Consider the following 13,609-nt stretch of genomic DNA (forward strand, 5'->3'; position numbering starts at 1 on the left):
CTTTCACAATAATATTTTATTATATAGTCTACATAAAAATTTAAAATTTTATCTATATTAATTTAATTATATATTATATTAAAATAAAATAAAATAATTTATTTATTAATTAATATATATTATACTAGTAAAATCTAAACTAAAATAATAACTATCTTACTTATATAGATAAATTTCTTATACTTTTTATTAATTTAGTTAATATAGTTATACTAATATAACTTATTATTTTCCCTAATATCAAATATTAAAATCATATGAGTAATAAAAAATTTACTTAATTAATTAATATAGTTTTTAGTTTATTATAAATAATATAAAGTGTTTTAAGTAATTTGTTATAAAGTGCAAATTACATAAATCACAACTAGGATATAATTAAATAAATTATTTAACTATAAGTTAAGTATTAATTTTTAATATTATTTTCTTATTAAAATATATCAATAATATATTATATATCATAAATTTACTGGAATAATATTCATCTATAAAAGTATTATTTTTATAATATTTAATAATATACCACTATTTAAATATTATAATATAATTAACTTAATCTAACGTATTTAAATAATAGGTAATAATAATAACTGTTTTATTTTTAGGATATTATTTAAATAGCTTTAATAAAAGTTTTAACAATAAAATCTAGTGTAAAAATATTTTATATGAAATTATCATAGGGATATTTTAAAAATAGTGTAATAATATTAATATTTTACTTTAAATACTAAATAACTTAGTTATTTTATACTTAGATAAAGTTTAGCAATTCAAGATAAATGTTAGACTTCTTCGATAAATAATACTCTTACTCTTACTTTTGCATAAGCGTTACTAACAATCCCCTAAATAAGAAAATTTTCATGTAATATAAAGCAATAAATAAAGATACTACAATAAAAAATTTATCGCTTAATTAGTATTAAATATAATTTAGCTTAAAAAGTAATAAGATATTTAATACAGTAGATAAGTATAAATAAATAATAGTAGTTAAAAACTCATATGTAGGTAATTATTTATTAATAATTCTTAAGTATCTATGAGAGCATCATAGTTATTTTTTTATTATTTAAAATTATAAGATAAGTAATAATTATGCATTAAAAAGTAATATACAGCATTAGCGTACACTTATTAATGTCACTAAATACTGTTTAAACCGACAAAAAACATAAAGAGTTTTATTAAAAATAAAAGATATAGTTTAAAAACTAAGTAATCGTTAATAAAAGTAAAGCAGTTACCCATATAACTTTTATTAATAAAAGACATTATAATTTTAGGTTACTTAATAGTTTTATATATAAATATATCTTATAATTAAAATAATGATAGATATAGATTACTTGTGACTAATAAAATTTATTTAAACTTAATATCACTTAAAAAATAAAAAAAATTCTTTAGTACTAAAAGATAACCTAATTATAAGTTATTAAGCTAGCATGTATTAAATAAAATGCCATTAGTATAATTAAATAATCTAAACTATATTATATTATTATTAAAATAGGTAATAATAATTTAAATTAAAATATAATCTAATTATAGTCATTTATGGTATGAAAATTAGATAATAAGAGTTTTTGGAAAGATTTATTTATAAAATTGGATATATTTATTAATATATTTTTAATAAATAAATTAAAATAATTTAATTTATTTATTAAGAAAATAATATAATTTAATTAATTAATTAAATATTAGATAATAAATTTTATCGTTTATAATAATAGTATTATTATTTAATATTTAATGTATAAATAATTTATTTTTGTACAACATCAAGACTTATCTATTTATATGTTATTAACATGCATTAACTATTAAAGAAAAATAAGCTATAGTCTATATAAACAGTAATACACTTTAGTATAGAAAATAGTAATCTAAAGTAGTGAATTAAATAAATTAAACATTATTTAGCATCTAATAAAATTATTACTAAATAGATATAATAGTGTTCTTTCTTAGTATAGAGAATTATTTTAATACTTATTAATACAGGATACTTAATATCTAATAGAAACACTTAAAGTATCTATCATACATTAAAGTATATTAAATTTTGCTATAAAATTTAATATAGACTCTATAATTTACGTTTTAGTAACTAAAATACGCACTAATTCATTAAGTAATATCAAAAAATACTGCTAATCATTAGTATTTTTAATTATTATATTAATAATGATATTTTTTATATCTAGAATAATCTAAAGTTTAACGTCAAAATATCTTAAAGGGATAATTATTTTAGGCAATATTTACTCTATAAACACTAGGATATTTAAAATACAACATTAAAATTGAGATAGTCTTTTAATACTTACTACTTATTTCCTAAATCTAAAATTTTACAGTATAGATTATATGGATTACTTATAAAACAGTAATAGTGTATTAATATTAAATAGTATGTATTAATAATATTATATTACATAATATATGCCATAATATAATAATGCTATTTAAAACAATGTATAAATACTACGTATTTCTTTTTATTAATCATAATTACTTCTATTATTTAGTCTATATAAAAAGAATATTATTTTTAATAAGATTATAAGTGATAGAAATAAAGTATAAATAAACTAAAATAAGTTCATATATAAAATTATTACGAGATTATTAGATAGTATTATTAGGTATTAAAAATAGAAATACTTTTATTAATTATTAAAATGTAAGATTATTAATTAGTAGGTTAATGACAGATAATAAAAATAGAATGGTAGTTATTTACTTAAAAAGTATTGTTACTTAACAGAAAAACAAAAACCTCTGCTTTATAGAGGTTTTTGTATATTTAATAAAACTGTATTAAAATATAGAATTATCCTTAAATAAACCTACTTTTAAATCAGTAGCGGTATAAATTTGTTTATCATCAACTAATACCTTACCATCAGCAATACCTAAGAATAATTTAGACTTGCAAATACGTTTGAAATTAATTTGATAAGTAACTTTTTTAGCCGTAGGTAGCACTTGACCACTAAATTTCACCTCACCGACACCTAGTGCTCGACCTTTACCTTCGCCACCTAACCAGCCAAGATAAAAACCTACTAATTGCCACATTGCATCAAGACCTAGGCAACCAGGCATTACAGGATCATTAATAAAATGACAGCTAAAGAACCATAAATCTGGATTAATATTCAGTTCTGCTTCAATATAACCTTTTTTATAGCTGCCACCATTACTTGTAATGTTAACAATACGATCTATCATTAACATATCACCGGCTGGTAATGTTGGTCCATGCATGCCAAAAAGTTCATGACGGCTTGATGCTTGAAGATCTTCTTTTGTGTAAGAACAAGTTCCTTTAGCTGATTCGCTTTCGTCTACCATATTCTTAGTAAACCTTATTTTTTTATTAGTGAGTATTAAAACTATTACAGTAGTATTAGTTACAATCTAGTTATATAATTATCCTGATAATAATATATATTAATCTATGTAAAAACTAAACTAATCCAATTAGCACAGCTAGTTTAGCCAGTGGAATAACCAATGTCTACGCCGTTCATGTGTATTAACTTGTGCAATTCGTTCCTGGATTATGCTTAACAGATTTGTTTTTTGTTTATCTGAATAGGATAATCCTGTTAATAATGGCAGTGCTTCAGATACCTTAGATACAGTCCATAAATTAAATTGACTATTTTTAACTGCTTCAATAATTGGTTGGTATAAACAAAGATGGCGTATGTTATTATAAGGAAGTATTACTCCTTGTTTTCCATTTAAACCACGTCGTTGACAAATTTCAAAAAAACCTTCAATTTTTTCATTAACGCTACCAATAGGTAAAATATTCCCAAACTGATCAACAGAACCAGTTACTGCAATCTGTTGATTAATTGGTTGTTGAGAGAGAGCACTAATTAAAGCACACAATTCAGCTAATGAAGCACTGTCGCCATCAATATCACTATAAGATTGCTCAAAAACTATTGATGCAGAAAAAGGCTGCTGTTGTTTTAACGCAAGCTCAGAAATTAAAAAGGCTTGCATGATCATCATGCCTTTTGCATGAATATTGCCTCCTAGTTCTACTTTACGTTCTACATCTACAAATTCACCATCACCAAGATGCACAACACAACTTATACGTATTGGTTCTCCAATTACATGCGGATGACCTGGGTATTCAAGCACGGATAACCCGTTAATTTGACCTATAACTGATCCTTCAGTTTGGATTAAAATTTGTCCTAATTCAATTTCATCTAGTAACCGTTTAGCGAGATAATTTTGTCGCCAGTTACGTATATTCAAAGAAATATTTAACGCGTTGGCAGTAATAGCTTCTTGTTTTTCTGTATATAGCAAAGCTTCAGCTAATTGATGAGTAAGCCAACTAGGACAGAGCGGTAAGTAATTTTGATCACCGCTATAACGAATTGCTTGTTGAAATAAGACTATCCACGCATCAGGAGTTAATTGAGGCAAATGATCTTTTTCCCGTAAAGCATTAATATAACTGCACCATAATGACATATCATCAATATTATTTAATGGCAAATCAGACTCAAATTCACCATATATGGATAACTTACCTAATTCTGGTTCTATATTATAGAAATCTCCTAAACTTAGCCGATCTCCAACAATAACTAAATGTAGATCTAGCGGTATCGCAGGAATCTGAAGTGGCAAAGGACGTGTTTCATGATAAGAAAGCCATTCAAAACGTTGTTGTATAACCATTTGTTTAAGACGTAACCACATTAAAGGTTGCGCAAGTAATGAACGTACTGAAAGAACTAATACACCACCATTTACTTGATGTATTAAACCAGGCTGTAAGTTAATTTGATCTTTATAGCATCTAACACAACCAAATAATTGTTCTGGCTCAATCCATTCTTGATACAAACAATTTGCTGTCGTCATAAAGGCTTCATCATAATTTCGGGATGATTGCCAAATTATTTTATTATCTTGTATTCGATAATTGCTACTAAAAAGCACAAGATCTTGTGATCGAAATTTTTTAATCATTTGAGTGATTAGAGCAAGATAGTCACTATTTTCTGGTGCCTGAATCTGCATAAACCTTGATTTTGATTGTGAATGACAAAATAACTTTATGCTACTTTTTAATCTTAGCTGTACCTCAGAAAAAGGTATCGCAGCTAATTGGTTAGCATTAGAAAATAATGCTTTATATGGTGTGGTATCGGGCAGTAAAGATTGCCACTCAAGTCGTTTATTAGTCAAAATATTAAATACAATTATTAAAAAGAGTGATTATACAAGAATAAAGTAAACCGCATAGTAAAGCAGGAATTGTAATTAGAGGCCATAAATAAATATTTAATAATATTTGCACGAATATTTACTAAATAAGACGCTTTTATACGATAAATTTTTATAAAATTATTATATTTAACTAAAAATTCTTTATAAAATATTAATAATAGATAGTATTAAAAGCAACTAAAGATAAATATGTCTAGCAAAAATATCGTAAAAACAAAAAATTGTCTACTATATTAAGCAAAGTATTATAGGAAAAATCATACTAGAATCTATAAAATTAAATAATTAACATATAAAATATAGGTATTAATTAACTGATGCACAAAAGTAGTCCTATTTAACTATTTAGGGTATTAGGTATAAATACTATTTAAATACTAAAAATAATATACTTATAAAATATATTAATTTAAAATTTTTTAGCATGATAACATAAGTATTAATTTGTAATTATTAGATAGTACTTTTATATATACTAGACAAATTTATTGAAAATACCTAACTAAAATATAAGCTCATATATTATTTCTTAAATAATTCTTAAAAGATTTTCCTAACAATAATATTGTAATTTTATATATTATATAAAAATAAATTATTTCTATATAATATATAAATAACTTATCTGTTAGTATTTTGCAATATATTTTTCTTGTAAAAAAGAAAAATCTAAAAAATAATAGATACTATATAATTTAATTATTTTTTTGGAAATACTATTAATTAAAATAAATAATTATTACTTGTTTTTATAATTAACTATATAGCAATAGTTTTCACTTATCTTATAGTTTTAGTTAATAAAAAAATAACTACAATACTTTTATAAATACTTAAGGATTATTAATAAATAATTATTAAAATATAACCTAATTTTTTTAACCACTGCTGTTTATTTATGCTCATCTACTGTATTAAATATTTTATTATTTTTTTAAACTAAACTATATTTAGTACTAATTAAACGATAAATTTATTTATTATAATATCTTTATTTATTACTTTATATTGCATAAAAATCTTCTTATTTAGGGAATTATTAGTAACACTTGTTAAAATAAGAATATTAGTTAATAAATATATTTAATATTCAATTAATAAATTATTAGTAGATTTTTTTATAAGTGGATAACCTATATATTATAGTAAAAGTTTTATAATTATAAAAATAATTAATAACTATTCATATAAATTAATAGTTATTATTAAAAGTAATCACGTTATATAACTTTTATAAAAATTTTTAAAAAGCTATTGTTTTAAGTAGTATATAGAGCGCACTAATTATTTAACTAACCTAATAAGCAAACCATTGAGCTCCTAATGCTCCTGGAGCTAATATGCTAAAAGCCCAAATAATAGCAGAGGTAATATTAGCAAACTGAAAATAACTCTGTGGCATAGCACAAATACCAGCAACCAATGGTATAATAGCACGTAAAGGACCAAAAAAACGTCCTATAAATACACCTAAAATACCCCAACGCGCAAAAAATGTATGTCCGTATTCTAATAATAATGGATTACGTGACAATGGCCATAAAGTATTAACACGGTCTTTATAGTGAAAACCAATCCAATAAGAAAGCCAATCACCAAAAAATGCACCAGTAGTAGCTGTAACCCATATTAGCCAAAAAGAAATGCCACTTTTTCCAATTAAAGCGCCAAATCCTAGTAAAATAACTGTTGCTGGTAAAAATAAAGAAAAAAAACTTAGAGATTCACTGAATGCAAGAAAAAAAATTATAGGAATTACCCAAATTTTGTGTGCATGGATAAAATCTATAATATAAGTAATAATATTATTTAGGATCACAGTGTTTCCTATTGATATTTAATTAAATATAACATGCTAGTTACATTATTAGATCAAGTATATGAAAATTATAAGTACTACATAATATATAATTTATAATATATAGTAAATTTCATAAAATTTCTTTACTATAGTTAAAAGACTTGATCAATACTACTTAAAAGAACTATTGATACAGTAACAAAAATATTAGGATAAACTATCCTATATATGAATTATATCATTATTAATATTTATAAAACTATTAATCCATGAGCTCGTTATTTATATTATTTTTTATTAAAATAGGATTTTAACATTTCTAACTAGTACAATTTTTAATATTATAACTTGTATGTTAGTATTACTAACTACATCTTCTTATGATAATATAATTTTGATTAATTTTTAGCTAATACTAGAATTAGTAAAGTATTTTTTAAATTATTTATAAGCAAAATACTAATTAATATATAAATCTAATACTATTATATCTTATTTTTCCTATTAAACGTAATATATAATAGGACTTCTATATAAGTTACTTATATAAATAGCAATACTATATTTTAATAAAAGTTATTATGTTAAATGATACCTATCATATAAAAATATAAATAAATTTAAGTCAAAAAGTTTTATAGAAATAACAATATAGCATTATTGTTATTTCTATAATTTTATTTATGTTAAATTATAGGATCCTTATTATATTTTTAATTCTATTAACTAATATAGTATCATACAGAGCTTTATTTTATATATAGCATTAAGTAGAATAATATAAGTTTCTATTAAAATATAATTTTATATCAGCATAGTTTTTATTAGTTGTATTAATACTAAATATATTTGCTATGCATAACTAGTATTTTAATACTAGTTATTACTTTAAAGTTATTATAATACTATAAGATTTTATCTTAATAGTAAGGTCTTTAGAGATAGTAAATATCCCTAATTTAACCTATTAAAATATAATTTAGCTGCTAGCAGCATAAATAATAATTAGTATAAATATACTAACTCAGGTATAATTAATTATTTATGTTTTAAATAAAATTAAAAAATCTAATTAATAATCATAACTAATTTTAGTTATTAGTTAATAATTTTAAAAGAGAAGCCTTAGTATATTTATACTAATGATTATACCTTAAAATAATATATTTAAAAAAAGTTAATTTTCTTTAATTCTTACAAAAGGAACATAACTTAGAATCTATTCTAAATCTATTGCGTTTACTAATATTTTATAAAAAATAACTTTTAATATTTATATTTTAAAAAACCAATCTAACATCCCTTTAAGTATTAATAAAGAGTTACTTGTGTTATTTATTTTCATCATTATAAAGTTTTGCTTTATAGACTGGATTTATTAGGTTTTTAATAGAGAAAATATCATCAAGTTGCTCTTCAGTTAATAATTCTAGATCTAATACTACTTCCCGTACACTCTTGCCTGTTTCGGCGCATATCTTACCTACTTTATCACCATTATGATGACCAATAAATGGATTAAGATAAGCAACAATACCAATTGAATTAAATACATAATGTTCACATACTTCTTTATTAACAGTAATACCATTAATGCATTTGCTTAATAGATTATGGCATGCATTAGTAAGAATATGGATTGATTCAAACATAGCTTGACCAATGACTGGCTCCATTACATTTAGTTGTAACTGACCAGCTTCAGCCGCCATAGTTATACACATATCATTACCAATTACTTTAAAGCAAACTTGATTAACTACTTCAGGTATAACTGGGTTTACTTTAGCAGGCATAATCGAAGAGCCAGCCTGTAATTTTGGCAAGTTAATCTCGTTCAGACCAGTATGAGGACCTGATGATAGGAGGCGTAAATCATTGCAAATTTTTGATAACTTAATAGCTAAACGTTTCAGCGCACTATGTACCATAACATAAGCACCACAATCGGAAGTAGCTTCAATTAAATTTTCTGCCGTAATACAAGGTAACTTACTAACCTCACAAAGTTTTTTTACCACTAATTGTTGATATCCTTCAGGTGTATTTAAACCAGTACCAATAGCAGTGGCACCTAAATTAACTTCTAATAAAAATTTAGCAGTACGATATAAATTTTTACTTTCTTCTTTTAGTAATACCTGAAAAGCACCAAATTCTTGACCTAATGTCATAGGTACAGCATCTTGTAATTGTGTACGTCCCATTTTTAGAATAGGTGCAAATTCTTGTAACTTTACACCAAAACCTAAGCTTAGCATATCTGTAGCATTGATTAGCTTTATAATGGAATTATAAACTGCAATACGAAACCCTGTTGGATAAGCATCATTAGTTGATTGAGACATATTAATATGATTATTTGGACTAAGATATTCGTATTCACCCCTTTTTTTTCCCATTAACTCTAGTCCAATATTAGCCAAAACTTCATTAGTATTCATATTTAATGAAGTGCCAGCCCCCCCTTGAAATACATCAACCAGGAACTGATCCATACATTTATTTTCATCTAATACCTTGTTACAAGCATTAATAATAATTAATGCAATATTAGATGGTAAAGCATGTAACTCCTTATTAGCCATTGCTGCTGCTTTTTTTACCATTACCATACCACGAATAAACTCAGGTATATCATTAATCGTGCTGTTACTTATTTTAAAATTTTCAATTGCACGTAGAGTATGAATACCATAATACGCTGTTATGGGAACTTTTCTTTTACCTAATAGATCTTCTTCGAAACGAAATTCTTCTATAGGCCAAGTTTGATTTAACATGAGAACCTTCTCTTATGTGTTATCTAATTTTTCTGTGTACTAATTAATTTTAATCATCATGCACAATAAATATGCAGATATGAATTATTTAATTTATTATTGTTATAATCATATACTGCTTAGTAATAAATATTTTAAACTTAGATTACTATTATTATGATAATTAATTAAGATAATCTTATATTTATAATATTATTCACAGTTAATTTAACTATTAACATAAAAAGAATGACCTTATCTTGAAAAATATTAAATATATCTCTATGATATAAAAAATTAATCTGAAGTAAACCTCTAGTGTTTAGGGTATTTAACCATTGTATTAGTTATAAATTACTAATAAGTATTGAGTTAATTATAGTTTTATAAGGAGAGTATGGTGCATTGGTTACCATTCATGTTAGTATTTTTACTATCTTATATAGAAATTTCTTTTTTTATTAAAATTGCAGCGGTTTTAGGCGTAGCTATTACTCTTCTGATAGTTATTTTTACTTCTTATATTGGTATTTCATTAGTATGGAATCAGGGAGCAAAAATATTTATACAAATACAGCAAAAACTAATAAAAGGTGAAAACCCCACTCAAGAAATGGTAAAAAGCATCTCTTTAGTATTAGCTGGATTTTTACTTATAACTCCTGGATTTTTTACTAGTTTTCTTGGGTTATTATTATTATTTCCATGGGTACAAAAATTATTAATATTAAAATTAATGCCTTATTTTAATTTTTACTATTATAAAATAGTAAATATATCAGGTAAAAATAATATTTTTACCGGAGAATATCAATATAAAGAAAACAAAGAGCGGTAACTCTATTAGCTACATCCTAGCATACATATCACTCACTACGGCTGCTTCCTTCCAGACCTGACCGAATTCATGAGTTAGTATCATAAGAGAACCAACAAAGTTACCATCGATCTAAATATTTATTAATTTTAGCATAGGAGGTATTATTAACTATGCCTTAAAAAATAGCAAGGACTCTATACTTATAATTTAAGTATTTTATTACCTAAATTAGCAATATTTAAAAAAATCAATAAAAAATAATTAATAAAAAGATTTAAACATAAAAATACTAACTTTTTATAATTATATTATTTATATTTATTTATTAAAGCTATCTAAACTATTTGTATAACTCCTTATTTTGTTTACTTGCCAAAATAATAAGAACAAACTATCTTGTTACTGTATCGATCTATAATCAGTATATATAATAAAAACCGTATAAGTTACTTATAAAAAAGTAATAACATATCAATATTAATCAATAATTATTAATAAAAATGATCATACTATACAATCCTGCTATATCGTGCTTATAAAATGAAGCAATCCTTCTAACTCAACTTAACCCCACTTTTATTCATTAAGTGGTGATATATCAGTATGTTAAGGATATAACAGCACATGAACCAAGGATTATTTGTTACAAAACGTGATAATAAAAAAGAACGCATTGATCTAGATAAAATCCATCGAGTTATTGAATGGGCTGCAGAAGGCTTGCATAATGTTTCAGTCTCTCAGGTAGCATTACGCTCCCATATTCAATTTTATGATGGAATAAAAACTGCCGATATACACGAAACTATTATTAAAGCTGCTGCTGATTTAATTTCTAGTCACGCACCGGATTATCAATATTTAGCTGCTCGCCTGGCAATTTTCCATCTACGTAAAAAAGCTTATGGTCAATTTGAACCACCATTACTTTTTGATCATGTATCAAAAATGATTCAAATGAATAAATACGATCAACACTTATTCATAGATTATACCCCAGAAGAATTTGCCCAAATGGATACTTTTCTTGATCATTGGCGTGATCTTAATTTTTCTTATGCCGCAGTAAAACAGCTAGAAGGAAAATATTTAGTACAAAATCGAGTAAGTGGCGAAATATATGAAAGTGCCCAATTTTTATATCTTCTTGTTGCTGCTTGCCTATTTTCTCGTTACCCACAAGAAACTCGACTCTATTATGTTAAACGTTTTTATGATGCTATATCGACTTTTAAGATTTCATTACCAACACCAATTATGTCTGGTGTACGTACCCCTACACGTCAATTCAGTTCATGCGTATTAATTGAATGTGATGATAGCTTAGATTCAATTAACGCCTCGGCTAGTGCTATTGTAAAATATGTTTCGCAGCGTGCTGGTATTGGTATTAATGCAGGCCGTATCCGCGCACTTGGAAGCCCTATTCGTGGAGGTGAAGCTTTTCATACTGGTTGCATTCCATTCTATAAATATTTTCAGACTGCTGTTAAATCTTGTTCACAAGGTGGAGTACGCGGAGGTGCTGCTACACTATTTTATCCATTATGGCATTGGGAAATAGAAAACTTATTAGTCCTAAAAAATAATCGCGGTATTGAAGGTAATCGAGTACGTCATATAGATTATGCAGTACAAATCAATAAATTGCTATATCAACGTTTGCTAGAAAATAGAGATATCACGTTATTTAGTCCCTCTGATGTGCCAGGATTATATGATGCTTTCTTTGCAGATCAATATGAGTTTGAACGACTATATTTATACTACGAGCAAGATAAAAATCTTCGTCAACAAAGAGTGAGAGCAGTTGATTTATTCTCTTTAATGATGCAAGAACGTGCTTCTACTGGTCGTATTTATATTCAGAATGTTGATCACTGTAATACACATAGCCCATTTAATCCTAAGGTAGCACCGATACGCCAATCTAACTTATGTTTAGAAATTACATTACCCACTAAACCTATAAATAATATTAGTGATGAAAAAGGTGAAATTGCTCTTTGTACACTATCTGCTTTTAATTTGGGCGCAATTAACCATATTAATGAATTAAAAGATTTAGCAATATTAATAGTACGCGCTCTCGATGCACTACTCGATTATCAGGATTACCCCATTATAGCAGCACGTAATAGCTCAATAGGACGACGTACTTTAGGTGTTGGTGTAATTAATTTTGCTTATTATTTAGCAAAAAATGATTTGGATTATTCTAGTACCAATCCTAATCATAGCGCTAAAAATCTAACACATCGTACTTTTGAAGCCATTCAATATTATCTATTACAAGCATCTAATGAATTAGCAAAGGAAAAGGGTGCTTGTCAATGGTTTTCACAAACTACTTATGCGCAAGGTCTTTTACCGATTGATACTTATAAAAAAGAATTAGATAAAATCTGTAATGAACCACTACATCTTGATTGGGAAAGGTTACGCCAGAAAATTAAACAGTTTGGGCTACGTAATTCAACTCTTTCTGCACTTATGCCTTCAGAAACCTCATCACAAATTTCTAATGCGACCAATGGAATTGAACCACCACGTGGTTATGTTAGTATAAAAGCATCAAAAGATGGTATCCTACGTCAGGTAGTACCAGAATACGAGCGATTAAAAGATAATTATCAATTATTGTGGGATATACCTAATAATGAAGGATATTTACAACTTGTAGGTTTAATGCAAAAATTTATTGATCAATCTATTTCTGCAAATGCTAATTACGATCCTACTCGTTTTCCTAACAATAGAGTACCCATGAAGCAATTACTAAAAGATTTGCTTACTGCTTATAAATTAGGTATTAAAACTTTATATTACCATAATACACGTGATGGGGCAAATGATGCTCAAGGAGATATAACAAGTAATCAAATTATTAATAATGACTGCGAAAGCGGTGCTTGTAAAATTTAATTATTAGAGAAA

General features: G+C 25.2%; 6 protein-coding genes and 1 other RNA gene. 2 read left to right on the forward strand and 5 right to left on the reverse strand.

Features of this window, described 5'->3' with window-relative positions; genetic code table 11:
• Nucleotides 1-2,835: 2,835 nt before the first annotated feature.
• The 4 genes from fabA to aspA form a co-directional block, all read right to left on the reverse strand.
• Nucleotides 2,836-3,372, reverse strand: a complete 537-nt coding sequence (fabA, locus tag AB4W73_RS03310) for a bifunctional 3-hydroxydecanoyl-ACP dehydratase/trans-2-decenoyl-ACP isomerase (protein ID WP_367680406.1) — start codon at nucleotides 3,370-3,372, stop codon at nucleotides 2,836-2,838.
• A 138-nt stretch (nucleotides 3,373-3,510) separates the two neighbouring features.
• Entirely contained in the window at nucleotides 3,511-5,247 is a 1,737-nt protein-coding gene (locus tag AB4W73_RS03315; RefSeq protein ID WP_367680407.1) for an AAA family ATPase, read from the reverse strand.
• Nucleotides 5,248-6,586: 1,339 nt separating this feature from the next.
• On the reverse strand, nucleotides 6,587-7,108 hold the full coding sequence (locus tag AB4W73_RS03320) for a DedA family protein (RefSeq protein ID WP_367680408.1): 522 nt from the start codon (nucleotides 7,106-7,108) through the stop codon (nucleotides 6,587-6,589).
• 1,313 nt (nucleotides 7,109-8,421) lie between these two features.
• Nucleotides 8,422-9,873 (reverse strand): aspartate ammonia-lyase, encoded by a 1,452-nt coding sequence (gene aspA, locus AB4W73_RS03325; RefSeq protein WP_367680409.1) that lies wholly within the window; start codon nucleotides 9,871-9,873, stop codon nucleotides 8,422-8,424.
• 379 nt (nucleotides 9,874-10,252) lie between these two features.
• On the opposite strand from aspA, the gene AB4W73_RS03330 reads away from it, so the two are divergent.
• Nucleotides 10,253-10,690: an FxsA family protein gene (locus tag AB4W73_RS03330; RefSeq protein ID WP_367680777.1), complete on the forward strand. Its 438-nt coding sequence runs from the start codon at nucleotides 10,253-10,255 to the stop codon at nucleotides 10,688-10,690.
• On the opposite strand, the gene ffs is transcribed toward AB4W73_RS03330, so the two are convergent.
• Nucleotides 10,691-10,787, reverse strand: an RNA gene (gene ffs / locus AB4W73_RS03335) — signal recognition particle sRNA small type. It abuts the gene before it with no gap.
• A 509-nt stretch (nucleotides 10,788-11,296) separates the two neighbouring features.
• On the opposite strand from ffs, the gene nrdA reads away from it, so the two are divergent.
• Nucleotides 11,297-13,597: a class 1a ribonucleoside-diphosphate reductase subunit alpha gene (gene nrdA, locus AB4W73_RS03340; RefSeq protein ID WP_367680410.1), complete on the forward strand. Its 2,301-nt coding sequence runs from the start codon at nucleotides 11,297-11,299 to the stop codon at nucleotides 13,595-13,597.
• The last annotated feature ends 12 nt before the right edge of the window (nucleotides 13,598-13,609 follow it).

It is taken from the genome of Candidatus Fukatsuia anoeciicola (genome assembly GCF_964059965.1).
Lineage (GTDB): Bacteria > Pseudomonadota > Gammaproteobacteria > Enterobacterales > Enterobacteriaceae > Fukatsuia > Fukatsuia anoeciicola.

Bases quoted from the DNA above. Each gene is read 5' to 3' on its own strand.
- aspA (WP_367680409.1), bottom strand. From the start codon at position 9,873: ATGTTAAATCAAACTTGGCCTATAGAAGAATTTCGTTTCGAAGAAGAT.
- nrdA (WP_367680410.1), top strand. From the start codon at position 11,297: ATGAACCAAGGATTATTTGTTACAAAACGTGATAATAAAAAAGAACGC.
- fabA (WP_367680406.1), bottom strand. From the start codon at position 3,372: ATGGTAGACGAAAGCGAATCAGCTAAAGGAACTTGTTCTTACACAAAA.